The sequence below is a fragment of the Olsenella sp. Marseille-P4559 genome, assembly GCF_900605015.1.
In the GTDB taxonomy this organism is placed as follows: Bacteria; Actinomycetota; Coriobacteriia; order Coriobacteriales; family Atopobiaceae; genus Tractidigestivibacter.
Window position 1 is genome coordinate 276936 of sequence record NZ_LR027573.1, and the last position, 26482, is coordinate 303417.

Below are 26482 nucleotides of genomic sequence, written 5' to 3' on the forward strand. Positions count from 1 at the left end.
GCGCGGTGCCCCGCGCGCCCACCCTCGAGCGAAGCGGATACAACCGGCCATGTGGCTCTCATTCTATGTAACGGTCCTCGTGACGCTGCTTTACCTGGGCGTTCCGGGATATCTTCTCGGCCGCACGGTGGGGATTCCCCGCATGACGGCACTGCTTGCATCGGCACCTCTCGGCGTGGCCGTCCTTTGCCTTATGGGGCAGGCGTACTCGATGGCGGGAGTCCCCGCCACGCCCGTCATGATGGTTGGCCTGCCCACTACGGTGCTCCTGGTGGCAGCGCTTCTCCGCAGGCGCACCCCTCGCGGGACCGCCGATGGGGCCCCAGCCGTGCACCCGGCCCTCGTGGCGCTCTTCCTCGTGGCAGGGCTTGCCGCCAGCTACGTCTTTCTCGCCAGCATGCTCCCCTCCCCCAACGTCTTCCACCAGGACTACGACACGGTGCATCACATCAACTCCATCCGTGCGATGATGGACTCGCTCTCGATGTCACCGCTTGACGGCCGCTCGTACTCGACCGAATCGAACGCGCTTCTCTCCGTGCAATCGACCGGCTACTACCCCTCGGGCTGGCACGTGCTGTGCGCAACGGTCGCGCTCTCCACCAACGTCAGCGTCACCAGCGCCGTCAACGCCGTGAACCTTGCGTTTATGGCGGTGGTCTATCCCCTCTCCATGTTGCTTCTGCTCTCGACGCTCTTCCCCGGACGCACGCGCGTGGTGGCCCTCGGCGCCGTAGGCTCGCTCACGCTCACAATCTTTCCCTGGGGCATCTCCAACTGGGGGCCAGTCTACCCCAACATTGCCTCATTCGCGGTGCTGCCCGCCATCTGCGCCCTCTTCATGCGCACCTTCGACCAGGGAGACAACCGCCGGGCAACGCTTGCCCACCTTGTCGCGTGGGCCCTCGCTGCAGGCGGCACGGTGCTTCTCCACCCCAACGTGGTCTTCTCGATGGCGGTCTTCTTGGTGCCGTGGATCGTTGCTCGTGTGTGGGGCTCCAGCCTGCGCGTTCGGTGCGGGTCGCGCGTAAGCGTCGGCCCGCGTGCGCTTGCCGTGGGCTTTGCCCTGCTCTGTGTGGTCATCTGGGTGGGAGCCACAAAGATTCCCGCCTTCAAGGGCCTCATTGGCTACCACTGGGACGCCTTTGCCAGGGACGACAACGCCATCACCAACGTCTTGCACCTGAGCTACATGCGCGGCATGTGGCCGGCGCCCGATGCCGAGCAGCTCTTCCCTGCGGCGCTTTTGCTCGTGGGCGGGGTCCTGCTCGCCTCTCGCCGAGAGACGCGCTGGGCTGTGGTGCCCTACGCCATCGCGGCGTACATGACCTACGTTGCGTGCGGCTCAAGCGACGACGCCTTTCGCTCCATCCTCATTGGGTACTGGTACTCCGACCCGTACCGCATTGGGTCGTTGGCCACGATCTTCTCGGTGCCGCTGATTGCTTTTGGGCTGGACGCGGTCACCGAGGGCGCGTGCCGCCTTGTGCGCCTGACGCCCGCACAAAACTGGCGCGGGCTCTCTGTGGCAGCGGCGCTCGTTGTGGCAGCGGTGTATGTGCCGCTCGCGCTCTTCTATCCCGGCAAGGCCCAGAACGGCTTTAACTACGACAATAACAGCCCCTGGGCCACCTACCAGAACTACGTCTGGCGTGCCTACTCGCACGAAGCGCCGCTCACCTACCAGGAGGCCAACTTCATGGAGGAGGCCCACCGCCTGGTTGGCAACGACCTTGTCATCAACCAGCCCTTCGACGGCAGCGTCTTTGGCTACGGCGTCACGGGCATGCGCTGCTACTACCGGTTCTTCTCTGGCTACGGAGGCAGCGACGAGACCTGGCAGAGCCGCGTCATTCGCCAGCGGCTCTACAACATTGCCAACGACTCCCAGGTGCAGGAGGCCGTTGAGTCCATTGGCGCGCGCTATGTTCTCGTAATGAGCACCGACGAGCGCAACAACACCTTCGTGAAGGACACCTACGACGCAACCAAGTGGCGCGGCATCAACTACATCACCGATGACACACCTGGCTTCGAGCTCGTTCTTGAGGAGAACGGCTACAAGCTCTATCGCATCACCGGGTGAGACAAAGGGACAGTCCCCTTGTCTCACAACAACTTCTGGACCTCGGCGAGAGAGGGAATCGAGCGCTGAGCGCCCTCGCGCGTGGTTGCCAGGGCACCTGCGGCAGAGGCCCAGCGCATGGCATCGACGATGTCGAGGCCCTGCGAGAGCTGCGCCGCCAGCACGCCCAGGTACGTGTCTCCCGCAGCCGTCGTATCTGCAGCGTTGAGCTCGAAGGAGCCCATGCGGTACACGTCGTCGGCAATGCGCGCGACGGACCCCTTTGCCCCCAGCGTGATGACCGTGGTTGCCACGCCTCGTGCCGAGAAGGCCATGAGCGCGCGCATGCAGCCCCTCTCGGTATCTGGCGAGATGTCCGTGAGCGCCTTGCACTCGGTCTCGTTCACGCAGAGAAGGTCGATGGCCTGGTACACGTCTGAGGGAAGCATCGCCACGGGGGCGGCGTTCAAGATGGTGTAGAGGCCAGACTCACGGGCATAGGCAATGGCATCCACCGTAGTGTCCAGGTCGCACTCGAGCTGCGCCAAGAAGATGTCGCCTGGCTTTGCAATGTCGTCGATGGCCGAGCAGACCACGTCTGCCGGGGTTGCGGCGTTGGCTCCGGGGTCGACCACGATGCGGTTGTCCCCCTCGGCGCGAAGGATCGTCGCCGTGCCCGTGGGAACGTTCTTGAGCGCGCGGACGCGCTCGCAGAGCACCCCGGCCTCGACGAGCGACTGCACGACGCGGGTACCAAAGACGTCTTTGCCCACGGCGCCCACCATGTGCGTGACGACGCCCATGCGCGCCGAGGCCACGGCCTGGTTTGCGCCCTTGCCACCGGGGCTTGCGAGAAAACCGTGGCCGATGATGGTCTCGCCTGCGCCGGGGACGCGCGGGCAGCCAACCGAGAGGTCCATGTTGAGCGACCCAAAGACGATGACCTTCGACATGCGCCCTCCATCCTGAGCGCCACGCGACCGTCCACGGCCACGGCTGGCGCACTAGCTCTCCCGAACCTCTCCTGCCATGAGTCGATGGTACATGACCTGGTTGGCAGCGAGCTCCTCGGTATCGTCGAGCGGCTCAAGCTCCGCCGTGCCGTACTTGCGCTCCATCGCGCGGGCAATGAGGTAGTCCGCGACGCCAGGGTTCTTGGGCAGAAGCGGGCCATGGACGTAGGTGCCCACCACGTTCTTGTAGAGCACGCCCTCGTAGCCCGTCACGCCATCGTTGCCATGGCCATAGACCACGCACCCCAGCGGGGCTATGCCCTCGCCCAGGTGGGTGCGGCCGGCGTGGTTCTCGTAGCCCACGATGGGTTGCGGGGAAACGCTGCTCTCCACCACGATGTTGCCAATGAGGCGCGGGTCGCCGTGGTCGGTGTAGAGGTCTACGAGCGAGAGGCCCTCGACGCGCTCGTCGGCCATGAGGTAGCTCGAGCCCAGCAGCTGGTAGCCGCCGCAGACGGCTGCAAGCACGCCGCCGTCCTCGACAAAGGCCCTGATCTCTGCCTGCTCGGCCAGGAGCTTGTCGCACACGATGCGCTGCTCGCGGTCTGACCCACCGCCGATGAAGGCGATGTCCACATCCGAGAAGGACGGCGTATCGTCTACATGGACCTCCATCACGTCCGGCGCGAGGCCGCGCCACTCCATGCGGCGGCGCAGGCACAGGATGTTGCCAGAGTCACCGTAGAGGTTCAGGAGCTCCGGGTAGAGGTGGGCGATGCGCAGCGTGCGGCCGCCCTTGGCGCCACCGCGACTCTCGACAGCCTGGCTAGTCACGGCGCTCACCCATCCCCTCGAGCTCGGCCTTGGCCGGCCACAGCGCAGAGTAGTTGCACAGCACGTAGAGGGGCCTCTCGACGGGTACCGAGCCAAGACGCCCCAGCACCTCGGAGACCGTGGCCGCCACAGGCGCCTTGATGCCCGCGTACTTCATGCGCACCTGCACGTCGTTGGCGCGGTGGCCGCCCGCAAAGGCGAGGAGGTCCTTCTCGCCAAGAAGCCGCTCAAAGTCCACGTCCCAGATCCAGGAGATGTCCTTGCCGTCGTTGAAGTCGTCGTTGATCACAAAGAAGACGGCCTTGGGGCGGGCGTCGGCCTGGAGCAGCGAGATGTTCTGGTTGAAGCCCGTGGGGTTCTTTGCCAGGTTGAGCACGACCTCGCGGCCTCCCACCATGAAGTGCTGGAGGCGGCCGTTCTCAGGATGGTAGCCGTCGAGCGCGGCTTGGAACGAGGCGGCATCGACGCCCGCAAGGTGCGCCGCCGCCGCAGCCGCAAGCAGGTTGTAGACCATGTACACGCCGCCAAAGCCCGCCGAGACGTGAGCCGCGCCACCCTCGGGAAACGCCACGTCAAAGGCCACGCCATGGGCGTCCACGTGCACGCCTGTGGCAACAAAGTCCAGCTTGGGACGGGAGAAGTCGCCGTTGGGGCACCTAAAGGCGCCGAGTTGGGCATAGGCACGATAGTCGTAGGTGAGCTCGGCTCCGCAGACCTGGCAGAAGCGCGCCTCGGGCACGCGGTCGGGCGGAAGGCGAAGGTCCTCTCCCATCCCAAAGGTCAGTACCTTGGTGCCAGCCCTCTGGGCGCATAGCGCCACTCCCACGGAGAGCGGGTCGTCCCCGCACACCACAAGCGTCGTGTTGGGCGAGACCGCGAGCGCGGCGACGATGGTGTCCTGTACGTGGTCTATCTCGCCCGCACGGTCGAGCTGGTCGCGAAAGAGGTTGAGCAGCACCAGGTAGCGAGGACGCAGCTGGGGCAGGATGTGGACGGTCGAGAGCTCGTCGGCCTCCATCACCGCCCAGTCCGCGCCGGAGCCGGGAAGCATTGCGGCGGCAACGCCAGCCGCCATGTTAGCACCCGCACGGTTGCACAGCACGCTCTTGCCCGAGCGCTCGATGGCGTTGGCCAGCACGTTGTTGGTGGTGGTCTTGCCGTTTGTGCCGCAGACCACGATAGAGCCCTCGGAGAGCTTGGACGCGAGGTGCGCTATGGCATTGGGGTCGAGCGCAAGGGTGACCCTACCCGGCATCTGCGATGCATTGCGGTGGAGCACACGACGCAGGCCCCAGGACGCAAGCCGTCCCAGGCCGACGGCGCAGGCATTGCGAACTCCCATGCGCTATGCCTTCCCGCCACGTGCAGTGGCTGCGTCAGCGTCGTCGGTGCCGGCCACGGGCGCGGATTCTTCTGCACCCCTCTCGGCCTCCACGCTGCGCTTGTACTCCTCGGGCGTGAGCACGTCCTCGATACGCAGGTTGACGCCCGCGACTTCCAGGCCGGTCATGCCCGTGACCTGCTTCACGACGGCCTTCTTGACGTCCTCAAAGACCTGCGGCGCATAGGCGCCGTACTCGATGAGCACCGAGACGTTCACCTTGACGGCGCTCTCGGGCGTGACCTCAACCGACACGCCCTTCGTGGTATCAGAGGCACCAAATGCGTCCTGCACGCGGTTGAGCCAGCTGCCCTTCATGCCCACTACGCCGGGGACGTCGCGCATGGCAATGGCGACGATCTTCTCGATTACGCCATTGGAGAACGTGAGGGAGTCCTCGGAATCGGAGTCGTCTGCGATGTCGATGTCCTGAACCTGGACGGGCTCGCTCGGGGCCGTGGATGCCGTGGTGGCAACGATGCCCGTCTCTGCCGGAGCCTCGGCCTGCTGTACGCTATTCTCGGTGTCCATGCTCGCTCCTTTTACGTGGACTGATGACTGCGATGTTACGGCATAGTGGGCATGATGCGTGAGCCGCGTGCCTAGTGAATCTCGTGATCCCTAAAGAGCTTGCTTATGGCGCGCCAGATCTTGGGGTCACCGTCTGCCTTCTGGCCTATGGCCACGCCGACAAGCACGAGAAGCACGAGCAGCAGCGCGCGCCAAAATCCGATGGCCGCCATCACGATTGCGACGATCAGACCGCAGACGCCGCCCAGGAAGGCGTTCTCGTGGCCGGGGAAGGTGCGACTCACCCATGCGGAGACCTTGTCGACGCCGCTCTGCGAGCCTTCGGGGGTCGTCTTCCCGGGTGTGGCGTCGGTACGGGGAGTCTCCGTGGACGCCTTCGTGGCATCGTGCTCGTCGGCGCGCTGCGCCTGTGGGGCCTCTGCCTCGACCTTGGCCCGCGGTGCCTTGTTGAACTCGTCGCTCATGGCTAGGCCTCCCCATCCCGGTTGTCTGCGGGCTTATCGTCTGCTGAGGCGGACGACCCCTCATGTCCCGGGCTCATGGGTACCGTAATGGTGCCATAGGATGCCGTCTGGGATGCTGCCACAGGGGCCTCCGGCGCGGGGGCCTCGACCTCGGGCCCTGGTGCGAGATGGTCCTCAGCAGCAGGTGCTGCCTGCGAGGGTGTGGGCACGCTCACGTTGCCCGCAACGGGGGTGTCAGTGGGTTCCCTGGGCTCCACGAACTCGAGGCTCACGTCCTCGAGCTTGTCGCCACACACGGCCGCGAGACCACGGACCAGCTCGTCGTGGAGCTCGGTGCCCTTCTGGACCACGTCCACGCTCTCATGCGGCAGGACACGCACATGCACGCGGATGTGCCCGCTCTTCTTGGCGTTCACGTAGACGCGGTCTGCCGAGCAGGCACCGTCTACCTCGACCACATGCCTGGCCTGGGACGCAATGGCATCACGCGAGACCGAGATGGTGCCGCCGTCGACGGTGGTCACCTCGACGGTGCGTACTCGCCGCGCAAAGACCGAGCGGAAGAGCAGGATGAGAAGACCCACCACCGTAATGAGAAGCAGCACCTCAACCGCAGTGTAGTACTCCGGAAGCACGAAGAGCGCCGATGCCTGGGCCGTCCAGGGCCCCAGCCATGTGAACGCGAACGCCGCCAGGGTCAAAAGCCCTGCCAGCGAGAAGACGAACATGCAGAAGCGCTTGAACCCATCCATGCGCAACTCCCCTGTCGACCGCCGTCCCGACGGGTTTTCCGTCGGCCTGACAAAGAAGAGGATACCCCTTTGCCGAGACGCTAATGAGGGGGCGCGGCGCCCTGATCGCGCGCCGTTCTCGCCAGCCTCCCTCGCGCCGTTCTCGCCAGCCTCCCTTCTATCCGTCACACATTCGTACACGAATGTGTGACGAGCCGCAGGTCGCAACAGATTCGTCGACGATTGTGTTGCAGGCAGCAACACAATCGTCACCGCGCGGATGCCCGCGATGCTGCAGCCCGTGAGGTTGACACCCGCCAAGCGCGTCTGGAAGAGCTCGGCACGCGTGAGGTCGCAGTCTTCGAGGTGCAGCCAGCCGCGAATGCGAAGCTGCGAGAGGGACGCCTCACGCAGGTCGCAGCCCGAAAACTGCGTGCGCACCAGGACGGACTTGTGGAGGTCGGCCCCCGCAAGCCGGCAGTCGGCAACCCTCGTATCACGCCAGAAGCCGGTGTTTCCCGCAACGTTTGCCAAGTCGCAACCCATAAGCGTGCAGCGCTCGAGGCTCGGCCGACCCATCCGCGCAGAGGCAAGAACGCACCCGCTAAAGGTGCAGTCCTCGAACTCCACATGTCCAAGGTCCTCTCCCGAGAGGTCCTCGCCCACAAACTCACGGCCGCAGACGTCCTCGTCGGATTCGGCGATGGCATCGAGCAGATTGCTCATATCTCTTAGTCCTCCGGCCACACGAAATCAAAACCTCCCGCTTCGCCACCGTCGATGAGCAGGTTCTGCCCCGTCATGAAACGGTTGGTTACGGCAACGAAGTAGATCCATTCCGCAATCTCTTCAGGCGTTGCCCAGCGGCGAAGCGGCGTGAGGGCCATGATACGCCCCCAGAGCGCAGGGTCATCCATCACGGGGCGGTTGAGTTCGGTGAGCACCCCGCCCGGATCCACGCTGTTGCAGGTTGCCTGTGGAGCAAGGCGCTGGGCCAGGTTCCTTGCATACGCAAGCACGCCGCCCTTCGACGCCGCGTACTCGGGGAACTCCGCGCCGGTGTGCCCGCTGGAAGACCCCACGAGCACTACGGCGCGCACCTGCGGCGCAGGCGTGCGACCGCCCGGCTCAAACGCGTAGCGCTCGCATACGTTGAGAGCGCCTTTGAGGTTGACGTCGATGTCGGACCCGCTGCCCTGCACACCCGCGTTGCTCACGATAACCTCGGGCGCAATGCCGGCCGGCAGTGCAGAACGATTGCGCACATCGCAAACGACGTGCTGGTAGCGGGTGTGCTCGATTGCGGCGGGCAACACGTCCATCCCCCATACGCGATGCCCGCGCGACAGGAAGAGGCCCGCCGTCGCCTGGCCGATGCCGCGCGACGTGCCCGTGACAAGCACGGAAAGCGAGCGGCTGCCGGCGTCGAGCGGCAGGCCCCTCTCGGCACTCACTGCTCGGCCCCTGTCGCCTTGGCGGCATGCAGGTGCAGGTACTCCTCGCCCACGCGCTCGCGCTCCCAGCCGCGCACCACGCGATAGCCTACAGGCGAGAGGAACACCTCGCACAGGAGCTCGAAGATGGCTCCCGTGAGCGAGCAGGTGAGGACCTGCAGCCACGTCCAGCCAAAGAAGGTGTGGCTCACGATGGTCGCAAACACAAGGTTGTCGACAAACTGCCCAACGAGCGTGCTCGCGTAGGAGCGCAGGGCAAAGGCGCCAAACGTGTTCTTGCGGAGCCTGCGGCCGATGCCCTCGTTGAGCAGCGAGTTGGTCACAGACGAGCAGAGCATGGCCACAGACGATCCCGCCACCACGTACCACGAGCCGCCAAACGTGGCGTTGAGGGCGTCGTTTACCTGGAGGCTGCCCGTGTCGTAGTAGGCGCCCCACATGCCCGGCGTCATGCTCGCGAGCCAGAACAGCACGCACACCGCCAGGTTGATTGCAAGGGCGAGAAGGCTCACCTTGATGGATGCGTTGGCGCCAAAGCGCTTGCAGATCATGTCCATACAGAGAAAGCTCACCCAGCTCACGCAGAAGCCACAGTCGAGCGCGAGCCATGGTAGCGATACCAGCTCTTTGTTCGCAAGGAGGTTCATCACGATGACGCTCACCACAAAGAGGGTGACGGTCGCACTGGGGATGCTTCTGAGGAGGACTTTGTAGTCCTCAAGGGTTTGCCTGAGCATGCGCTTCTCCCGGTTTTGGATTGACAAGCAGGTTTTACCTGGGACTGCTTGGAGGGCCGCCCGCGTGGCCAGGCTACATGGTAGCGTATGAGGCAAGGGGACGGTCCCCTTGTCTCATGCAAAGTGCTTCTCGGCAAACCCCATGCGCTGGACGACCTCCATGGTGCCAAGGTAGGCGCCCATGCGGTCGCGAACGGCCATATAGCGCACGAGCACGGGCTCGCCCTCCTTCTGCATCCAGATGTCAACGGAGTCCTGCTCGCCGCTCTTGAGCGAAGAAATCACCCGTCTCACCATGGGCTGCACCTTGGGAGGATGGCACGACCACACCTCGCGGTCCAGCGCCGATGACGGGCGCTTGAAGAGCTTCTTCTCGCCGTCATCATTCCAGTAACGGTTGACGTCCTGACCGTCGATGAACGTGATCTCGAGCGGAATGGTGTTGAGCATGGCGTCGAGCTGCTCGGACGTGAAGTGGCCGGTAGGAAGGTGAATCTCGCCGGGCGTGGAGACCGCGGGCGCAGCCCCGAAGGACGCGGCGCGGCGCTGGATGAAGTCCTCGCCTATCCCCCATGTGCCAGCATCGTCGATGAGGCACAGGTCATAGCCCCTCATGTCGGCGTACATCTGCAGCCACTCGTCATTGGTGAAGTTCTGGGCGCATAGCGGGAGCAGGATGTTCGTCTCCTTGTAGACCATCTCCTCGGCGCGAGTGAGGACCTTCTCGACGCGCTCGTGCCATCCCGCATCGTGGTCGCTTGCGTCGAGAAGCGCGCGCAGCTCTGCGCGAATCTCGTCGTCCACACCCCACATGACGTCCGACGGACCGGAGTAGCCGTGGCGCACCTTGAGCGCAGGGTAGATGAGGTCGCCCTTCTTGGCGTAGTGAATGCCCAGCTTGGATAGGGTACGCAGCTCGTCTGCTGCGCCCGTGCCGGCAAGCGCCGCGCGCGTGTGCTCAATCTGGGCAGAGATGGCCTGGTTCTCCAGGGTAAAGACGCGAACCGGATGGCCCGGCGTGCGCGAGAGCACCCTGGTGGTGAAGTCGTTTGCGCCCTTGGCGAGCGAGCCCATCACGGCATCTTCGGCGTTGGCGATGCGCTCCTCGCGCGTGGCACCGTGGAAGAGTGCGGAGTGCACGTCGCACAGGCGCTGCACGTCGTCAATCTTCACGCCGCCCTGGATGAGGCCCTGCTCGGCTCGGGCAATCTCCCCGGCGTCTACACCCTCGAAGTTGGCCACGAAGTCTGCGCGCACGGACTCGAGCGCCTCGCCGGCCGAGAGGCGCGCGACATAGCTCTGCAGCAGCTTGGCGCGTCCCTCCTCGTCAAGGCCTTCGACCTTCTGGCCGCGAGGGGCGGGTGCAGCGGCTTCCGACGCAGGGGCTGTGGCAGGCACCGAGGCAGCGGCGGACGCCGGCACCGGCGCGACGCCCGAAACCGTGAAGCCGGCCTCCTCGAAGGCACGCACGGCATCCTCGAGGGAGATTCCCTTGATGGCGCAGCCCTTGGGCACGGTCATCACGCGGCCAACGGTATTGAGCGCTGCAGGCTTGGCGATGTCGGTGAAGCCGAGGCCTGCCATCACGTCGGTAAAGCCGGGATTCTCCTGCGCGAGGTCGTGGACGCTTTTGGAAAGGTCGAGGTCTGTGGCCATATGTGCCTCCTAGCTAAGTGGCTGCGGCGTGGGCTGCGGCCATTTGTCTTCTCGCATTGCAGTATAGGAGTGTTAACCATAACGAACTGTTGCCACCGCAACATTTGAAAACGAGACAGAGGGACTGTCACCTTGTCTCTTTCGTGTGGGGCGCAGGAATCGCGTAAGCTTGTCAACTGCACGCAACCGCAGTTGATAGGAGCACCGCCACATGGCCAAGCGCCACCAAAGCCAGAGCAAGAACGCTTCGCACGCCGAGAAGAACCTCCCCACCACCTTCGACGCCCTCGGGCTCTCCGCGCGCGCGATCGCCGCCGTCGTAGACATGGGCTACGTGGCCCCCACGCCCGTACAGGCGGCATCGATCCCTTGCGTCCTCGCGGGTCAAGACGTTATGGCGGCAGCCCAGACGGGCACCGGCAAGACAGCGGCGTTTCTTCTCCCCACGCTCGACCGCCTCGGCCACGCAGCCCACGGCAAGGGTCCACTCATGCTCGTAGTCACGCCCACGCGCGAGCTTGCCACCCAGATAGAGGACGTCGCGAGGGCCATCTGCACGCACACGGGTCACACGGCAACGGTGCTTGTGGGCGGCGTCACCTACGAGCCACAGCGCGCAGCGCTCCATAGCGGGTGCGACCTGCTCGTGGCCACGCCCGGGCGCCTGATCGACCTCATCGGCTCGGGTGACTGCGACCTCTCGCAGGTAGAGGTGCTCGTCCTCGACGAGGCGGACCGCATGCTCGACATGGGGTTTCTCCCCGACATGCGCCGCATCGTGTCGCGCGCGCCAACCCGCCGCCAAACGCTGCTCTTCTCGGCAACGCTCTCCGACGACGTGCTGGACAACACAAAATCTCTGGTACACGACCCCGTGCGCGTGGAGATTGCCCACAGGGGCACGGCTGCCGAGACGATCGAGCAGTTCGTGCTTCCCATCTCGTACGAGGCGAAGGTCTCCGCGCTGTTAGAGGTGCTGCACCGCGAGGGGTCCGAGCGCGTAATCGTGTTCACGCGCGGCAAGCACCGTGCCGACGCCGTGTGCCGACGACTGCGCAAGGCGGGCGTCGAATGCGCGCCCATCCACGGAAACCGCAGCCAGAACCAGCGGGCAAGCGCGCTCAAGCGTTTCTCGGATGGCGAGGTGGGTGTCCTTGTCGCCACAGACGTGCTTGCGCGCGGCATCGATATCCCCGACGTTGCCTACGTGGCAAACCTCGACGTCCCCAGCGACGCCGAGGACTACATCCACCGCATTGGCCGCACGGGGCGCGCCGGTGAGTACGGATGGGCGCTCACGTTTGCCTCGCCGGAAGAGGAGTTCGACCTGCGCGACATCGAGAAGCTCATGGGCAGGAACATCCCCATCTACCCGCGCGCCCAAGGCGTCTCGCTGGGAGACGACCCCTTGAGGCTTGACCCCGACCGCAAGCCCACCGACCGCCTCCCCGGCAAGAAGGAGCGCAAGAAGATCGTCGATGGGCGCAAGGCGGCACGCGTTGCCCACACGTTAGACGAGAGGGGTGCGCAGCCGCGGCGCGGAGCCAAGAAGGGTCGCCCGACAAAAGAAGGTGCACCGACCAGAAAGCCCAAGGCCACCCGCCAGCGCAGAAAGGCTACGCCGAAGCAGCGCTCCCAGGCAAAGAAACCGCAGGCCACGAGCCCAGCTGAAACACCGCGGCTCCGTCGGCATCCCGGAGACCACGGCGGCATGGCTCGTCGCCAGTCCTGACCTGCCCACGACGATTTGCAGTAGGAGTTGCAACTACAACAGTGCGCTGGTCTTTACTCTCGTATCCTGACTCCACCAAACCGTACCTCGTAGAGGAGCAGCACATGAACGAAATGCAGAGCGAGCTTGCCAGGGCGACGGTTGCCCTCGGTGCAACCATCACGGCAGCAATGGACGACGCGCCCGGCTTTGTCCCTTGTGGGACCCCCGCGCAGGTTGTGGTTGACGCCCTCAGCGCCGCCGGCCTTGCCGAGCCCCCTGCCGACCTTCCGCAGCGCCTTGACCAGGTGCGCGGCTTTGTTGAGCACGTGAGCGGCCATCGCGGCGTGCCCGCCCACGCCGGAACAGACATCGCTGTTCTCTCCCCTGCCGGCAAGCAGCTTCTCGATGCGCTGCTCACCTTTGCTGCCAGCGCAGACGCCGAGGCCCTCTCGCCTGATGCCGCCGCATGGCTCTACCGCTCGCTCGCAACCCTCGAGTCCGGGGATGACGAGAAGTCAAACGCGCAGCTTGTGGAGATGCCGCGCGGCTAGCAGCGGAGTTCTCACGTTCTCGTGCGGGGCCTGGGCTAATCCTGGGCCCGTCTTCGTGTGTCCAAACGCATCAGAGCGCATCAACCGCCCCGCCGTCGAGGCCTGGCGCGATAGCGTGAAGACCATCTACTGCGTGTGGAGCAAGGCGCTCGAGGTCGAGGAGTGCGAGAGCGGCTCCAGCTAGGCCAAGTCCCGGCTGCAGTCAAACGCCAGCCTCCCCAACGCGGGCGAGTACATCACGGCCAACGAGGTGAACCTGTGCCTACACATCCAGACGTTCCAGGAGTGCGTGCACTCGCAGGGCTACTTGTACATGTTCGACACCATCTGCAGCCCCGGACAGCGCAACGACATCCTCTATCAGTGGAAAACCGACGAGCACCTGCTGGCGAGAAACACCTTCATCGGCAACCTCTACAACGAGTTCCAGGAGCGCAGGGGCGCACCCGCGCTGCTGCGCGTGATGATGGCGAACTTCATCCTTGAGGGCGTGCATTTCTACTCGGACTTCATATTCTCCTACAGCCTGGCAAGAAACGACAAGATACCTGGTAGCGCGCAGGAGATTCGCTACATCAATCTGGACGAGAACACCCACCTCTGGCTTTCCGCAATATGATCTTGGAGCTGCAGCGAGAAGAGCCGCAGATCTTCTCCGAGGCTGCCGTGGCCGAGCCGCAGGAGATGCTTGTGGAGGACGTACGCCAGGAGATTACGTGGGGCGCCTACGCTATTGGCGAGGACATCCCTGGCCTCACGGGCCAGTAGGTCTCTGACTACATCCACTACCTGGGGAATCTGAGCTGGAGCTTCCATAGCTTTGGCACCTTTTGACCGGAGTTTGTCGAGGAGTCGACGGACATGGCGTGGGTTTCGCAATACAGCAACGCCAACATGGTGAAGACGGACTTTTTCGAGGCGCGATCCACGGCCTATGCCAAGTCGACCGCACTCGTAGACGACCTGTACGTAGACGACCTGTAGGAGGCATGTGGTCACCGGCACCACGGGTGACAAATCCAATGCGTCCGAAAGGGCTAGCCGCACAGGTAGGTCCTGAGCTTAGACTCATGCCTATCACCAACATACGGGAGGTTTCCATGAAGGCACACAGGTACTTCGCAGTTCTCACGCTCTTCTGCATGGCTATGACCATCATCACCGGCTGGGAAATGGCCAAGGAGTAGCGGGAGCCGGCGACCTCCTGTCGCATCGATTGTGTCGCCGCAGGAGATTGCGTTCGTGGACTTTCATGAGCTGATTCATGCGCCATTCCTCATATGACCCGAACCCCTGTCAAGCGGCAATGCGGTCGTGGAACAGGTGCCTCTGAGGCTTCCTGAACTGCAAGGATGAACGATGTTCGTCGAATGCCGCTGCGGACGCGTCCTGCAGCATGAGACATGCGGGCATCCCTGCCCATTCTCATATCCTCGGATACCGTGCAGAAGCACGGCCCGTACATCGATGTTTCGGCTTGGCGGCGGAGGACAGTCTGCAGGCGTGCGTGCCGGCGTGGCGTGAAGGCGGCGCCAGCAGAAGACGCCGGGGACGGCACCTCGGACGTCGAGAAGCAACTTGCCCGGATTGCCGAGCACTTCGAGCAGAGCTGCACGGACGAGCAGGTACGCACCATCGCTGCCATGGCAGTGGCCATGCGCCGCATGCTCAAGAAGTATCACTGCACGGCCGGCTGCATCCAGTGCTGGAACGAGCTCCAGCATGAGCTGGGCATCATGCCCTGTGCGGCAAACTCCATCCTCAACGAGGAGGGCACGCCCATCACCTGCGAGACCGATGTGCACGGTGCCATCACCAGCCTGATGGTCGAGGCTGCTGACATGGGCCGCAAGCGCTCCTTCTTCGCTGACTGGACCATCCGTCACCCCGACGAGCCCAATGGCGAACTCCTGCAGCACTGTGGGCCGTGGCCCTGCAGCGTCGCTAGGGAGAGGCCCACGATCACCGTTCCCCTGGCGTTCGATTACAACGGCGCCCTCACGGCCGAGGCCAGGCACGGCGAGGTCACGCTTGCCCGCTTCGACGGCGACAACGGCAAGTACTCGCTCCTGCTCGGCACGGCAGAAGGCATCGATGGCCCCAAGGGCATGGGCACCTACCTCTGGGTCCGCGTGGCAAACATCAAGCGCCTCGAGGCAAAGATCGTGGAAGGTCCCTACATCCATCATTGTGCCGGCATCCACGACGATGTCGTGCCTGTGCTCTACGAGGCCTGCAAGTACCTGGGCATCACACCCGACCTGTACGACCCGATCGAGGAAGACGTCAAGGCATACCTGAGGGGTGAGTAGGGTGGCGGACATTGCCGAGCTGGAACGCCTGCGCTGGGAGCTGCGCCAGGACTGTGTGGACATCATCATGGCCGGAGGCGGCGGACACATAGGCGGCGACATGTCCGTGATCGATGCCCTCATGGTCCTCTACGAGAACCATCTGAGAATCACGCCTCAGACGGTGGGAGATCCCGACCGCGACCGCTTCGTCCTCTCCAAGGGCCATGCGATGGAGGCCTACTACGCCGTGCTCTGCCACAAGGGTTTCCTCGACCTCGATGACGTGAAGGCACGCTTCTCGAAGTTCAAGAGCCCCTACATCGGACACCCAAACAACGAGCTTCCCGGCATCGAGACGAACTCGGGCTCTCTGGGACATGGCCTTCCCGTCGCTGTGGGTATGGCGCTTGCCGCTCGGATGGACGGCCGCTCCTATCGCACGTATGTGTTCCTTGGCGACGGCGAGCTGGCCGAGGGCTCCGTGTGGGAGGGGGCCATGAGCGGCGGCAGCTATGCCCTCGACAACCTGTGTGCCCTGGTCGATCGCAACCGTCTGCAGATCTCTGGCTCCACTGAGGACGTCATGCGGCAGGACCCCCAACAGGAACGTTGGGCCGCCTTCGGGTGGAATGTGATCTCCATTCCCGGCAACGACCTCACCGCCCTCGACGCCGCTTTCACCCTGGCTCAGAAGGCCAAGGGCAAGCCGACCGTGATCATTGCCAACGCCACGAAGGGCTTTGGCTCCCCCATCATGGAGGACAAGGCATCCTGGCACCACCACCTGCCGACGGCAGAAGAGCATGCCCAGATCTCGGCCGATTTCGCCGCGCACAAGGAGGAGTGCCATGCCTAACAAGATCGCGAACAAGCAGGCCATCTGTGATGTGCTGATGGAAGCTGCCGAAAAAGACAGGGATGTCTGTGTCCTCTGCTCCGACTCGAGGGGCTCGGCCTCGCTTGCGCCCTTCTTTGACAGGTTCCCGAAGCAGGCCATCGAGGTCGGCATCGCCGAGCGGGACCTTGTCGGCATCGCTGCCGGCCTTGCCTCCTGCGGCAAGAAGCCCTTCGCAGCAAGCCCCGCAAGCTTCCTCACGACCCGCTCCTACGAGCAGGCAAAGGTCGATTGCGCCTACTCTGACACGAACGTGAAGCTCATCTGCATCTCCGGCGGCATCTCCTATGGTGCGCTCGGCATGTCCCATCACTCGGCACAGGACATCGCTGCCATGTCTGCCATACCGAACATGCGCGTCTACCTCCCGAGCGACCGCTTCCAGACGGCACGGCTCTTCGGCGCCCTGCTCGAGGACGAGCACCCAGCCTACATCCGCGTGGGCCGCAATCCTGTCGAGGACGTCTACAGCGAGGATTCCTGCCCTTTCGAGATGGACAAGGCAACCTGGCTCAAAGGGGGTACCGACATCGCAATCGTCGCCACCGGCGAGTTCGTGCGCTCCGCGCTTGATGCTGCCGTTCTCCTCGAGAGGCAGGGCATCTCTGCCGCCGTCCTCGACATGTACTGCGTGAGGCCGCTCGACGAGGAGGCGGTCGTGAAGGCTGCCCAGAATGCGAAGGCTGTCCTCACCGTCGAGGAGCACTCGCCCTATGGAGGCCTCGGTGCACGCGTCGCCCAGACGGTCGCCTCCTCCTGCCCCCGCCTTGTCCAGAACCTCTCGCTTCCCGATGCCCCGGTCGTGACCGGCACCTCGAAGGAAGTCTTTGCCTACTACGGTCTCGATGCAGAAGGCATCGCTTCCTCTGCCACACAGCTTCTCGGGAAGGCAGCACAGTAGCGATGGGCGGGCTAATCCTTGCGATAGACCAGTCCACACAGGGCACGAAGGCACTCCTCTTCGAGGAAGACGGCTCCCTTCTTACGAAGACCTCCCATCCCCATACCCAGTATGTGGATGAGCGCGGCTGGGTCGAGCATGACGCAGAGGAGGTCCTCCGAAACGTCTGCTCCTGCGTGGCAGCCGTGATGGCAGACGCAGGAGCCACAGCCGAAGACATCGCTGCCTTCGGCATCTCGAACCAGCGCGAGACCTGCCTTGCTTGGGACAGGACCACAGGACGTCCCCTGGCACACGCAATCGTCTGGCAGTACGGACGCGCCGCTGCGCTCTGCGACGAGCTGGAAGAGGCACATCCCGGAGCCGTAGAGTTCGTCCAGGGGCGCTCGGGCCTCGCTCTTTCTCCCTACTTCTCGGCAGCAAAGATGTCCTGGATGCTCAAGAACGTGCCGGCAGTCGCTGAAGCTGCAAAGGCCGGCACGCTCTGCTTCGGCACGATCGACTCCTGGCTCGCCTACAGCCTCTGCGAAGGCCATCCCTTCGTGACAGAGCCTTCGAATGCCACAAGGACGCAGCTCCTGAACCTCGAGACAGCTCAATGGGACGAAGGGCTCCTCGATCTCTTCGGCATTCCCCGTGCAGCGCTCCCTAAGGTGCTGCCGTCCGATGCCCTCTTCGGCGTCTCGGACTTCAACGGCACGCTCTCAAATCCCATCCCGCTCCATGCGATGCTCGGAGACTCCCAGGCGGCGCTTGCTGCCCAGGACTGCCTTAAGCCGGGACAGGTGAAGGCAACCTACGGTACCGGCTCCTCTGTCATGCTCATGGCAGGAGATGCCCCCATCCGGAACACGCATGGCCTTGTCTCGAGCATTGCCTGGAGCCTCGAAGGGAAGCTCTCCTATGTGCTCGAGGGAAACCTCAACTACACAGGTGCCGTCGTCACTTGGCTGAAGGACCGGGTGCATATGATTCAGAGCCCTGACGAGCTCGAGGGGCTCATCCGCGAGGCCAACCCGAACGACAGGAGCTACTTCGTCCCTGCATTCACGGGCCTCGGCGCCCCCTGGTGGGACAGCGCCGCCACGGGCATGCTCACGGGCGTCACGACGCTCACCGGTAGGGCAGAGATCGCGAAGGCCTGCACCGAGTGCATTCCCTACCAGATAGCGGATGTGCTCGATGCGCTCCGCGCCGATACTGGCCTTGCCTTGGAGGCGCTCAGGGCTGACGGCGGCGTCACGAAGAATGCCTGCCTCATGCAGTTCCAGGCAGACATGGCAAAAGCATCGGTCGAGGTCTCGAAGCTCGCCGAGCTCTCTGCTGCAGGCGCTGCCTTCGTGGCAGGACGTGCAGCTGACCTCTGGACCACGAATGCGATTCACGAGCGGTACGGACATGAGACCTACATGCCCCAGATGGCGGACGCGATGAGGAAGAGCAAGCGCGCAGGCTGGCAGGCGGCCCTTCGGCAGGCCTGCTGCCATAGCTGACCCATCTGGGTAGAACAAGCAGCGGGTAGACGGTGCAGGGTCGGCAGGGAGCTGGCCCTGCCGCACAGGAAGGGGGATATGCATGGCTGGATACAAGACCTTCACTTCGGCCGCCGATATGGGGCCCTATGTCTCGAGGCTCATCCTCGAGCTCCCCGAGAAGGTACGAGCAGAGTTTGTAGACAAGGACGGCTTCAGCGTCTATGTGGAGCGCAAGGATGCAGAAACCGGCGAAGTGGTGCTTGCAAAGGAGCATCACACCGACAAGCAGGCCTTCCTTTCCAAGGGCTATGTGGATGTGCTCTCCGCCTATGCCTCTGACGGAGAGGGCAACCACAAAGCAGAAGGCTCCTACATCGCGCTCGAGCTCCCCGAAGAGCGCCTCACAAAGAGGATCGATGGAGCGCTCACCCGTGGCTATATCCGTGCAATGAGCTTCCGCATCACGCAGACGAAGGCGATTCCCGCAGAGACGCCAGGCGAGGCTCCGCTTGTAGGCATGCTGTTTGATATCGATACGGGAGATGTCTGCCCCGACCTTGCAGGCTGGGACCTTACCGGCACCGGCATATTCGACGATATCGATATGAACTATGGCTTCTTCACGCCCGATCTCGTTGCCGTCAATGCCGCACGTGCAGCACGTCCGCTTCCTCCTGTCGAGAAGGTACCACTCCTCGTCTGGCTCCATGGTGCAGGAGAGGGACAGGAGCCCTACCGTACCGTCATGGGCAACCGCGTGACGGCACTCTCCTCCCCTGACATCCAAGAAAAGCTCGGCGGTGCCGCCTACATCCTTGCCCCTTCGAGCCCGACCTACTGGATGGACTCAGGTTCGGGAGAAATCGCAGATGACAACAAGTCCATCTACACGAAGGCGCTGAAGACCTTGATCGACGAGTTCATAGAAGCGCATCCCAATATCGACCACGAGCGCATCTACGTGGGCGGACTCTCGAACGGCGGATTCATGACCATGAGACTGGTGGCAGACTATCCGGGATTCTTTGCCGCAGGCGTCCCCGTCTGCGCACCATGGGTGGCATCCCTGGCAACAGACGACGAGATGGAATCGATTGCCAAGACGCCCCTCTGGTTCGTGCAGTCTGCTGACGACCCGATTGTGACGGCAGATATCCATGCCTTGGCAGACTATGGGAGACTCAAGAAACTCGGCGCCACAGACGTGCATATCACCTGCTTCGACCACATCGAGGACGAGACTGGGCGCTACCATGACAAGTTCGGCCAGCCCCAGCGCTACATCGGCCACTTCGTCTGGATTCCTGCCTATCACGACACGATAAAGGCGGAGCTCGATGGCACGAACGTGCTGATGGGCGGTGCCCCCGTCACCCTCTGGCAATGGGTCGGTCTCCATCGGCTGACGTAGGCTCAGAAAACACGCTTCCGTACACAGGCGGCTCGGCTCCTGATGAGCCGGGCCTCTCTTTTCTGACCGCATCATTCCATAGGGGGCGCTCTTCTCTCTGCACCGCTTCCGGACTCCACGGACGATTATGTCTACCACAACGGCCAAGGCCGCCCGCAAGATGCCGACGATGGCCAACGGGGACGCCACGGAGAAGGGCACGCAGCCCGAATGGGGGGCAAGGGCCGTCAGGTATATAATGGGCAAGGGGCCAAGCGGAAGAGTTCGAGGTGAGCGACATGTTCGCACGTATCATGCTGTGGGTCATATTCGCGGCGTTCGCCGCCATGACCGTCGCCTTCCTGTCCGGCCACGGGGCAAGCCTCATCGCAGGCTACAACACGGCCACCGAGGCGGAGAGGGAGACGGTGGATGAGAAAAAGCTGCTCCGGGTCATGGGCGGGGGGATGCTCGTGGCCACACTCGTCATTTTCGTCTTGGCGCTACTGGGGGAGAGGGTCCCTACGGCATTCGTGTACGTGGCGATTGCCATCATTGGGGTCGATTGCGCTGCTATGGTCTACCTCGCGAACACGAGGTGCAAGAAGTAGCTGTAAGCTACCCGCGATACTGTTACCGATACCGTTGCTTTCGCTAGTTTCGACCCATTGGGAAAGAAGAAGCCCTGAACTGTTTGTACGGTTCAGGGCTTTGTTCTTGGTCGCGGGGGTAGGATTTGAACCTACGACCTTCGGGTTATGAGTGAACCCGGGGCGCTCGTCGTCAGGCCCAGCGTTTGCCCCCGCTTCCAAAAGGCCAGCTCAGAGGTGGAGGACTCGTGTTCTTCCCAACCCCTCTTTGCATGGCTCGTCACGTTTTTCACTACTTCCAACAACGCGTTGGTGGTCATTTGGTGGTCACGTTTGGTGGTCAAATGGTGGTCAAATGGTGGCCTCGGCACACACGCGAAGGGAGCAAGACAATGTCAGAGAGCTCAACTACACCACCCGCAGCATGAGGCGCCGCCGGGGCACGGACATGTGGGAGGTTAGCCTCTCCCATACCAACCCGCTCACGGGCGAGGTCGTGCGCAGCTACCACACGGTGGAGGGCAAGACCGAGAAACAGGCCGCCAAGAGGCGCGACGAGCTGATCCTCGACCTTGAGCGCAAGGGCGGGACGCTGGCCACGGGCATGACCGTGCGCGAGTTCATGGAGAGCTTCGTGGACTACAAGGAGCAGTCCGGGACAATCGAGCCCTCCGCGGTCCGCGACTACCGCGGCCAGGCGAAGCTCATAGCCAAGTACATCGGCACGGAGAGGCTCACGTCGGTCACCATCGGCACGGTGAACGACTGGATGGCCCGCATGACCAAGGACGGCTGCGCGCCCAAGAGCGTGGCCAAGCCCTTCCGCCTGCTCAAGCAGGCCATGAGGCCCAAGACCTCATCACCAAGAACCCCTGCGACTTCTGCAAGCCGCCCAAGCGGGTCAAGACGCCAATAAACGCCCTCAACCGAGACGACCGCACCCGCATGATGCGCCTGGCGGTGGCGGCCCAGCCCTCCCCGCTCGGCATGGCCATAGAGCTCGCGCTCACCACCGGCATGAGGCGCGGCGAGGTCTGCGCCCTCAGGTGGTCCGACCTGGGCGATGACGGAACGATCACGGTCTCCCACGCCCTGGGCAACGCCGAGGGCGGCTTCTACCTCAAGGAGCCCAAGACGGACAGCTCGGAGCGGACGATCCCCCCTCACCCGCCACACCTTCCAAACGCTCAGGTCCATGCGGGCGGAGTGGCTGCGCCGCGCAGCCGAGTTCGGCCTCTCGGGCGACTCCTTCGTCCTGGGCACCCAGGAGCCGGAGAGCCGACCCTACAACCCACCCAGCTCGGCAAGGACTTCGCCGCCTTCTGCAAGATGAACGGCTTCCGCTGCACCTTCCACGACCTCAGGCACACCTTCGCCACCATGATGATCGCGGCGGGCACGGACGTCCGCACGGTGGCGAGCTACCTGGGCCACGCAAGCGTGTCCATGACCCTCAACATCTACGCCGACGTGGACCCGGACGCCAAGAAGGCGGCAGTCTCCAAGGTCGACCGCCTGCTTCGACGTGAACATGGCGGCGGCCTCGCCCATCGAGTGCGACCTCTTCGGCAACGAGCCCGCCCCGCAGCCCCAAGGCCTCACCTTCACGGCGGACCAGCTCGAAGCCATGCTCGCCCAGGCCAGGACCTGGCAGGCAGGCGCGGCGTAAGGTCACGGAATGTGACCTTAGAGAATGCGTCCCTTCGAGATCACAGACTGTGACCTCGAAGACGGGAGAGGCGGCACGTTGATACAATCTTGAAGTCACAATCTGTGGCTTCAAGATGGGAAGGGGCAACATGGAAGAGGACGAGAGCAGGGTGACTGGTACGAACGCATCGGAAGATGAGTCAGCCTATATAGTCCCCGTCACGGACGCCCAGATACGAAGCCTCATCTACATCGTCCGAGGCCACCAGGTCATGCTCGACAGCGACCTAGCCGAATTATATGGAGTGGAGACAAAAGTTCTCAATCAGGCGGTGAGTAGGAACCCACGGCGATTCCCCGAGGGTTTCTGCTTCAGGCTGGCAAAGCAGGAAGTCGAAAACTTGAAGTCACAAATTGTGACTTCAAGTGAGGACGGTTGGGGCGGAAGAAGAAAGCCACCCCGCGTCTTCACCGAGCAGGGCGTCTCCATGCTTTCGGCTGTCCTGCGCAGCAACACGGCAATCGACGTCAGCGTCCGCATCATGAATGCCTTCGTGGAGATGCGCCACTTCATAGCCTCAAACGCGACCATGTTCGGGCAGATCCGCGACATGGAACGACACCAGATCGCCTACCAGCAGAGGACCGATGCCCGCCTCGACAGCATGGACGAGCGCTTCGAGCGCGTCTTCGACTACATGGACGCCCACGAGGAGCCCACGCAGAAGGTCTTCTTCGAGGGCCAGGTCTGGGACGCGTTTGAGCTCTTGGTCTCCCTCGTGCAACGTGCAAAAGAGTCAATCATCCTTATCGACGGCTACACCGACGCGGGGACCCTCAACATCCTGGCGAAGAAGAACGAGGGCGTGGCCGTTACCATCTGGACCCATCCCAAGGCGAGGCTCACCGCCAAGGACGTCGAAACCTTCAACGCGCAGTATCCCGAGCTCACGGTCAGGCGCACGGAGTCCTTCCACGACCGCTTCCTCATCCTCGACGGCATGGAAGCCTGCCTCGTCGGCGCATCCCTCAAGGATGCGGGCAAGAAGGCCTTCGGCATCACGAGGATCGAGGACAACGAAATTGTGCAAGCAATCCTGGAGAGGCTGGGCCAAGGAGAAGATAAGGCTCTTCCGCGTTTCTGATATGAGAGTTTCACTGTCAAGCGGTAATCGACAACTGGGGGCCCGCCGGTGCGGGTCCCCTTTTCGTTGTTCCCTGTCACCCTCCCGCCGCCGGCGGCGTCCCTGGCATGGTCCCATGGACGCGCGTGTGCGAGTCTGACATCCGCGTGTTGGCTAACGCATTCCGACTCTCCGGCTGGGGGTTGCCGCCCGTCCAGTCACGCCTGTCGGCGCAGGCCTCGCATAGGAATCTCGCGGATCCCCCCACGGGCCGTCGTCGCCGCCGGCGGCGGGAGGGCGGCCCCCTACGAGGCCGCGGCGGCGAGCACCCGGGCGGCCTCTCGTGGCGCCAGGCGGCCTCCACGAGCAGCCTCCTCACGTGGGGGTTCCCGGCCCTCGTGATCCCGCCCCTGCTCGCCGACTCGCCGCTCGAGGACTCCGGGGGCACGAGCCCGACGAGGGACATGAGGGCCCTCGCCGAGCGGAAGCGGGACAGGTCGCCGCACTCGACGGCGACGGAGAAGGCCGTGGGCGCGGGGACGCCCCCGACGAGCTTGTTGATGTTCACTAAGAAGTGACGCAAAGGGGGTGGTATCGTTTTTCCGCACCTTGCTACCAGGCTGCCAGGCCCAAGCTCTGCCTGTGTTGTAGGGGGCTCATCGAGCCCAGCGGGCGCTTGGCCCTCGTCTTGTCGTGACGTTCCATACAGGCGCCTGTCTTCTCCCTGGGCTCATCCGATGCGGCGCCCGCCCAGTCCCTGCCATGGAGCATCCCGGCCTCCATGGTGCCGAGGAGGCCCCCCATGCGAGGGTCGTCAGGGCTGCGCCCCTTGCGTGGCATGGGGCGTGTGGTGCCGGCCTTCGCGCAGACGGGGATCCACCCAGGCCAGCGGCAGCGACGGCCGCAGCCCGAACGGGTCGCAGGATGGCGGCGCCCTCCGGCCGCCGTGGTGGCCAAGGCCGCCTCGAGCGTGGGGCCGGCCACTTCGGCGTCGGGGGAGGCCGGGGCCGCCCGGCTTGCGGTGGCGCCGCCGAAGCGGTCCGAGACCGGGCCCAGGCAGAGCCTGCCGGCTGGCATCGAGGGCCGCGCGGCATCGGTGGGCCACAGGAGGTCGGGAGGTCCGGCCCCGAAGCCCTGGCGGGCCTTGTCACCGGGATGCCTTGGGGCCTCGCCCCCATAGGGGCCGCAGGCCCTTCTGGGCTTCGCCTTGCCGCGCGCCCCAAGCCTCTCCCCTGCCATCGTCCGCCCTGTCCTGCGCCCGCCGATGACACGCCCCTGTGCCTTGGGCCCGTCGTGAGTGCGACGCCTTCCGCAGGTGCCGCCGCTGGCGTCGAGAGCGGCGCAAGCCGGCTCCCGCAATCCGGCACCCCCGTCCCCGGCGGCGATGGGAGGGAGCTGGCACTGGCGGCCCGACCGGGCCATGCCGGGCGCCGAGGGAGGCTCGCACGGCCCCCGTTTGGGGCGCAGCGACCCAGTCGGTGGGGCCTCCCCTCCGTTCGCGGGCTCGCTTGTGTGTTTAGTCAAGCCTGACTTTTGGTTTTGAGCGCGGATTCCTTTCGGGTCCGCGCATGAGACTTCTTCGGGTCTCGTCACGGGCGCGCCGCCGTCCCCACCTCCCAGGCTTCCCCAGCATGAGGCCCTCCCCGGGCCTGTGGCTGGGTCCGCCGGACCCCACGGGCCTGCCGTGGCGCGCGACGCGGCCCACGACCGCGGCCGCGGGCCTGCCGTCGGCGAGGGCCGTGCCCCACCGGCCGGACCCGGCGTCGGCGGCGGATGTGGCGCCCCTCCCCTCGTAGCTCTCGGAGGTCACCTGGCAGGGCAGCCCTGCGCCGCCCGCGTCAAGGGGCGCGCAGCCGGACTCGCCCAGGACGGGGGGCCTTGCCCTGGCGACGTCCGCGAGCGGCCCGTCGGGCGTGCTCTCCCCCCTGGCCTTCCCCAGCCGGGGCACCGGCCGCGCGGCCTGCCAGAGCCCCGCCGGGTGGCCCGCCGAGGCCGCCGCGATGCCGAGGGCCGTGGCCATGTGGGCCCTGCCGCGCCCCGTCCGGCCGCGGGAGGCGAGGTCCCCGGCGTCGCGCGCGAATGCCAGCGAGCACGTCCCGTCGCGCCCCCAGCCGTCGGGGAGGGCCGCGTCCGGCCGGTCGAAGGCGTCGGGCGCCCTGGGCACGGGGAACCCCGCCTGCCGGAGCGGCCTCGCCCCCTTCGCCCTGTCGCGGCGGGCGGTCTCCGACCCGGGCGTCGCCGTGCATGCCGCCGCCCGCCCCGGCGTCGCGGAGGCGAGGAGGGCATCCATCGTGTCGCCCGACACGGAGGGCGCCCCGGCCGCCCCACGGGAGGCGGCCTGCGGGGCCCCGCGCCCCGGGCCCGTCCGCGGCATGCCGGCCACCCCCCCGAGCAGCCTCGGCGCCCCGTCGCAGGCGCCCAGGCCGACCTCCTCGCCGTACCCGGCGCGCTCGTCTCCGGCTGCCGCCCTGGCGGCGGAGGGGGAGGCGGTCGCGCGGTCGGGACCGCCTGTCGCCGCCAGCGGGCGCGCCATGCCCTCGACGGCCGCGCCCCAGCCCCTCTCGGCGCCCTCGTCGCGCAGCACCCCGGGGTCGGCCTCCAGGCTGCCTGCCGGCTCGCCGCCGGGGGAGGCGGCGGGCCCTTCGGGGGGCGACGCCCTGACGCCCGAGCCCCTCCATCCGGCAGGCCCCGTGCACGGCAGCCCCGGCCGCGGCGTCGGGTCGGGGCTGTCGGTCGGCGCCCCGCCCCGCTGGCGCCCGTGGGTGGCGACCGCCTCGCCGGTGGAGACGTCGCAGACCGTGACGTCGGAGGCCCCCAGGGCGACGGCGACCCCGCAGCGTGCGCAGGCGGGCCCGGCGGAGTGGCGGCGCGCGCCCCCGAGCGCGAGGGTGCCCTGCCTGCCGCACCTCCCCGTCTCCCGCCCGGCGCACGGGAACGCGGCCGGCGGCAGCGGCGAGAGCGCCCCTGTTAGCGTCAATTAGGAAATCACCAATCCGCACAACTTTCAGGCGCCAATCGCGCCAATGTTCTTTCGCCGGTCAGGCAAGCGGACCATCGCCGCTTCCGGCGTCCCCGCGGGCTCGCGGCTGGGC

General features: G+C 65.0%; 29 protein-coding genes and 1 tRNA gene. 17 read left to right on the forward strand and 13 right to left on the reverse strand.

The genetic code is table 11. The features are described from left to right. The first annotated feature begins 49 nt into the window (after positions 1–49). The gene (locus E0E00_RS01240) at positions 50–2086 is read left to right on the forward strand and encodes a DUF6541 family protein (RefSeq protein ID WP_130810670.1); all 2037 of its coding nucleotides are present in this window, start codon (positions 50–52) and stop codon (positions 2084–2086) included. A 23-nt stretch (positions 2087–2109) separates the two neighbouring features. Here E0E00_RS01240 and E0E00_RS01245 read toward each other — a convergent pair whose 3' ends face one another. The 9 genes from E0E00_RS01245 to E0E00_RS01285 form a co-directional block, all read right to left on the reverse strand. Continuing rightward, on the reverse strand, positions 2110–3018 hold the full coding sequence (locus E0E00_RS01245; RefSeq protein ID WP_130810672.1) for a ribokinase: 909 nt from the start codon (positions 3016–3018) through the stop codon (positions 2110–2112). Between the two features lie 51 nt (positions 3019–3069). Beyond that, entirely contained in the window at positions 3070–3852 is a 783-nt protein-coding gene (locus tag E0E00_RS01250) for a type 1 glutamine amidotransferase (protein WP_130810674.1), read from the reverse strand. Continuing rightward, the gene (locus tag E0E00_RS01255; protein WP_130810676.1) at positions 3845–5194 is read right to left on the reverse strand and encodes a Mur ligase family protein; all 1350 of its coding nucleotides are present in this window, start codon (positions 5192–5194) and stop codon (positions 3845–3847) included. Before E0E00_RS01255 ends, E0E00_RS01250 begins: the two co-directional genes overlap by 8 nt. A gap of 3 nt (positions 5195–5197) precedes the next feature. Continuing rightward, a complete protein-coding gene (locus E0E00_RS01260; protein ID WP_130810678.1) occupies positions 5198–5764 on the reverse strand; it encodes an Asp23/Gls24 family envelope stress response protein in 567 nt (188 codons plus the stop codon). A 71-nt stretch (positions 5765–5835) separates the two neighbouring features. Continuing rightward, complete coding sequence (locus tag E0E00_RS01265) at positions 5836–6228, reverse strand: DUF2273 domain-containing protein (RefSeq protein WP_130810680.1); 393 nt, start codon at positions 6226–6228, stop codon at positions 5836–5838. Between the two features lie 2 nt (positions 6229–6230). Then, a complete protein-coding gene (amaP, locus tag E0E00_RS01270; RefSeq protein ID WP_130810682.1) occupies positions 6231–7685 on the reverse strand; it encodes an alkaline shock response membrane anchor protein AmaP in 1455 nt (484 codons plus the stop codon). Positions 7686–7690: 5 nt separating this feature from the next. Beyond that, positions 7691–8413, reverse strand: a complete 723-nt coding sequence (locus tag E0E00_RS01275) for an SDR family NAD(P)-dependent oxidoreductase (RefSeq protein ID WP_242622082.1) — start codon at positions 8411–8413, stop codon at positions 7691–7693. Next, positions 8410–9150 (reverse strand): VUT family protein, encoded by a 741-nt coding sequence (locus tag E0E00_RS01280; RefSeq protein WP_130810684.1) that lies wholly within the window; start codon positions 9148–9150, stop codon positions 8410–8412. Before E0E00_RS01280 ends, E0E00_RS01275 begins: the two co-directional genes overlap by 4 nt. Before the next feature lie 114 nt (positions 9151–9264). Continuing rightward, a complete protein-coding gene (locus tag E0E00_RS01285; protein WP_130810686.1) occupies positions 9265–10806 on the reverse strand; it encodes a DUF438 domain-containing protein in 1542 nt (513 codons plus the stop codon). 211 nt (positions 10807–11017) lie between these two features. Here E0E00_RS01285 and E0E00_RS01290 point away from each other — a divergent pair, with 211 nt between their 5' ends. From E0E00_RS01290 to E0E00_RS01330, 13 genes are all read left to right on the forward strand, one after another. Continuing rightward, on the forward strand, positions 11018–12538 hold the full coding sequence (locus tag E0E00_RS01290; protein WP_130810688.1) for a DEAD/DEAH box helicase: 1521 nt from the start codon (positions 11018–11020) through the stop codon (positions 12536–12538). Between the two features lie 104 nt (positions 12539–12642). Next, positions 12643–13071: a hypothetical protein gene (locus E0E00_RS01295; RefSeq protein WP_130810690.1), complete on the forward strand. Its 429-nt coding sequence runs from the start codon at positions 12643–12645 to the stop codon at positions 13069–13071. A gap of 55 nt (positions 13072–13126) precedes the next feature. Next, the gene (locus tag E0E00_RS15120; protein ID WP_256386392.1) at positions 13127–13255 is read left to right on the forward strand and encodes a hypothetical protein; all 129 of its coding nucleotides are present in this window, start codon (positions 13127–13129) and stop codon (positions 13253–13255) included. A 66-nt stretch (positions 13256–13321) separates the two neighbouring features. Then, positions 13322–13690, forward strand: a complete 369-nt coding sequence (locus E0E00_RS14845) for a ribonucleotide-diphosphate reductase subunit beta (RefSeq protein ID WP_242622083.1) — start codon at positions 13322–13324, stop codon at positions 13688–13690. Positions 13691–13692: 2 nt separating this feature from the next. Further along, the gene (locus E0E00_RS14850) at positions 13693–13839 is read left to right on the forward strand and encodes a hypothetical protein (RefSeq protein ID WP_242622084.1); all 147 of its coding nucleotides are present in this window, start codon (positions 13693–13695) and stop codon (positions 13837–13839) included. 93 nt (positions 13840–13932) lie between these two features. Further along, positions 13933–14055: a hypothetical protein gene (locus tag E0E00_RS15125; protein ID WP_256386393.1), complete on the forward strand. Its 123-nt coding sequence runs from the start codon at positions 13933–13935 to the stop codon at positions 14053–14055. An 86-nt stretch (positions 14056–14141) separates the two neighbouring features. Further along, positions 14142–14258, forward strand: coding sequence for a DUF6219 family protein (locus E0E00_RS14855; RefSeq protein WP_242622085.1), 117 nt, complete (start codon positions 14142–14144; stop codon positions 14256–14258). A 333-nt stretch (positions 14259–14591) separates the two neighbouring features. Continuing rightward, positions 14592–15383 (forward strand): L-fucose/L-arabinose isomerase family protein, encoded by a 792-nt coding sequence (locus E0E00_RS01305; protein ID WP_242622086.1) that lies wholly within the window; start codon positions 14592–14594, stop codon positions 15381–15383. Between the two features lies 1 nt (position 15384). Next, positions 15385–16221: a transketolase gene (locus tag E0E00_RS01310; protein WP_207302602.1), complete on the forward strand. Its 837-nt coding sequence runs from the start codon at positions 15385–15387 to the stop codon at positions 16219–16221. Further along, positions 16214–17161 (forward strand): transketolase family protein, encoded by a 948-nt coding sequence (locus tag E0E00_RS01315; protein WP_130810692.1) that lies wholly within the window; start codon positions 16214–16216, stop codon positions 17159–17161. Before E0E00_RS01310 ends, E0E00_RS01315 begins: the two co-directional genes overlap by 8 nt. 2 nt (positions 17162–17163) lie before the next feature. Next, entirely contained in the window at positions 17164–18654 is a 1491-nt protein-coding gene (locus E0E00_RS01320; protein ID WP_130810694.1) for a glycerol kinase, read from the forward strand. Positions 18655–18736: 82 nt separating this feature from the next. Then, on the forward strand, positions 18737–20047 hold the full coding sequence (locus E0E00_RS01325) for a prolyl oligopeptidase family serine peptidase (protein ID WP_130810696.1): 1311 nt from the start codon (positions 18737–18739) through the stop codon (positions 20045–20047). Between the two features lie 278 nt (positions 20048–20325). Beyond that, entirely contained in the window at positions 20326–20637 is a 312-nt protein-coding gene (locus E0E00_RS01330) for a DUF3784 domain-containing protein (protein WP_242622150.1), read from the forward strand. A gap of 111 nt (positions 20638–20748) precedes the next feature. Here the strand turns inward: E0E00_RS01330 and E0E00_RS14225 are convergent. Further along, positions 20749–20832 (reverse strand) — tRNA-OTHER (locus E0E00_RS14225). 232 nt (positions 20833–21064) lie between these two features. Here E0E00_RS14225 and E0E00_RS01335 point away from each other — a divergent pair. From E0E00_RS01335 to E0E00_RS01345, 3 genes are all read left to right on the forward strand, one after another. Continuing rightward, complete coding sequence (locus tag E0E00_RS01335; protein WP_130810701.1) at positions 21065–21532, forward strand: hypothetical protein; 468 nt, start codon at positions 21065–21067, stop codon at positions 21530–21532. Positions 21533–21561: 29 nt separating this feature from the next. After that, positions 21562–22338, forward strand: coding sequence for a site-specific integrase (locus E0E00_RS01340; RefSeq protein WP_130810703.1), 777 nt, complete (start codon positions 21562–21564; stop codon positions 22336–22338). A 77-nt stretch (positions 22339–22415) separates the two neighbouring features. Beyond that, positions 22416–23411: an ORF6N domain-containing protein gene (locus E0E00_RS01345; protein ID WP_130810705.1), complete on the forward strand. Its 996-nt coding sequence runs from the start codon at positions 22416–22418 to the stop codon at positions 23409–23411. A gap of 76 nt (positions 23412–23487) precedes the next feature. On the opposite strand, the gene E0E00_RS15270 is transcribed toward E0E00_RS01345, so the two are convergent. From E0E00_RS15270 to E0E00_RS14230, 3 genes are all read right to left on the reverse strand, one after another. Further along, a complete protein-coding gene (locus E0E00_RS15270) occupies positions 23488–23958 on the reverse strand; it encodes a transposase (protein WP_165443486.1) in 471 nt (156 codons plus the stop codon). Between the two features lie 44 nt (positions 23959–24002). Then, positions 24003–24629 (reverse strand): hypothetical protein, encoded by a 627-nt coding sequence (locus E0E00_RS01355; RefSeq protein WP_130810707.1) that lies wholly within the window; start codon positions 24627–24629, stop codon positions 24003–24005. Between the two features lie 277 nt (positions 24630–24906). Continuing rightward, a complete protein-coding gene (locus tag E0E00_RS14230) occupies positions 24907–25923 on the reverse strand; it encodes an ATP-binding protein (RefSeq protein WP_371683374.1) in 1017 nt (338 codons plus the stop codon). Between the last annotated feature and the right edge of the window lie 559 nt (positions 25924–26482).

Coding starts and splice junctions, on each gene's coding strand:
- E0E00_RS01245 (WP_130810672.1), bottom strand. CDS start 3,018: ATGTCGAAGGTCATCGTCTTTGGGTCGCTCAACATGGACCTCTCGGTT.
- E0E00_RS01330 (WP_242622150.1), top strand. CDS start 20,326: ATGTTCGCACGTATCATGCTGTGGGTCATATTCGCGGCGTTCGCCGCC.
- E0E00_RS01290 (WP_130810688.1), top strand. CDS start 11,018: ATGGCCAAGCGCCACCAAAGCCAGAGCAAGAACGCTTCGCACGCCGAG.
- E0E00_RS01355 (WP_130810707.1), bottom strand. CDS start 24,629: ATGGCAGGGGAGAGGCTTGGGGCGCGCGGCAAGGCGAAGCCCAGAAGG.
- E0E00_RS01345 (WP_130810705.1), top strand. CDS start 22,416: ATGGAAGAGGACGAGAGCAGGGTGACTGGTACGAACGCATCGGAAGAT.
- E0E00_RS15125 (WP_256386393.1), top strand. CDS start 13,933: ATGGCGTGGGTTTCGCAATACAGCAACGCCAACATGGTGAAGACGGAC.
- E0E00_RS01255 (WP_130810676.1), bottom strand. CDS start 5,194: ATGGGAGTTCGCAATGCCTGCGCCGTCGGCCTGGGACGGCTTGCGTCC.
- E0E00_RS01320 (WP_130810694.1), top strand. CDS start 17,164: ATGGGCGGGCTAATCCTTGCGATAGACCAGTCCACACAGGGCACGAAG.
- E0E00_RS14230 (WP_371683374.1), bottom strand. CDS start 25,923: ATGGCGCGCCCGCTGGCGGCGACAGGCGGTCCCGACCGCGCGACCGCC.
- E0E00_RS01265 (WP_130810680.1), bottom strand. CDS start 6,228: ATGAGCGACGAGTTCAACAAGGCACCGCGGGCCAAGGTCGAGGCAGAG.
- E0E00_RS01335 (WP_130810701.1), top strand. CDS start 21,065: ATGTGGGAGGTTAGCCTCTCCCATACCAACCCGCTCACGGGCGAGGTC.
- E0E00_RS01285 (WP_130810686.1), bottom strand. CDS start 10,806: ATGGCCACAGACCTCGACCTTTCCAAAAGCGTCCACGACCTCGCGCAG.
- E0E00_RS01240 (WP_130810670.1), top strand. CDS start 50: ATGTGGCTCTCATTCTATGTAACGGTCCTCGTGACGCTGCTTTACCTG.
- E0E00_RS01340 (WP_130810703.1), top strand. CDS start 21,562: ATGATGCGCCTGGCGGTGGCGGCCCAGCCCTCCCCGCTCGGCATGGCC.
- E0E00_RS14855 (WP_242622085.1), top strand. CDS start 14,142: ATGCCTATCACCAACATACGGGAGGTTTCCATGAAGGCACACAGGTAC.
- amaP (WP_130810682.1), bottom strand. CDS start 7,685: ATGAGCAATCTGCTCGATGCCATCGCCGAATCCGACGAGGACGTCTGC.
- E0E00_RS01325 (WP_130810696.1), top strand. CDS start 18,737: ATGGCTGGATACAAGACCTTCACTTCGGCCGCCGATATGGGGCCCTAT.
- E0E00_RS01295 (WP_130810690.1), top strand. CDS start 12,643: ATGAACGAAATGCAGAGCGAGCTTGCCAGGGCGACGGTTGCCCTCGGT.
- E0E00_RS01280 (WP_130810684.1), bottom strand. CDS start 9,150: ATGCTCAGGCAAACCCTTGAGGACTACAAAGTCCTCCTCAGAAGCATC.
- E0E00_RS01315 (WP_130810692.1), top strand. CDS start 16,214: ATGCCTAACAAGATCGCGAACAAGCAGGCCATCTGTGATGTGCTGATG.
- E0E00_RS01260 (WP_130810678.1), bottom strand. CDS start 5,764: ATGGACACCGAGAATAGCGTACAGCAGGCCGAGGCTCCGGCAGAGACG.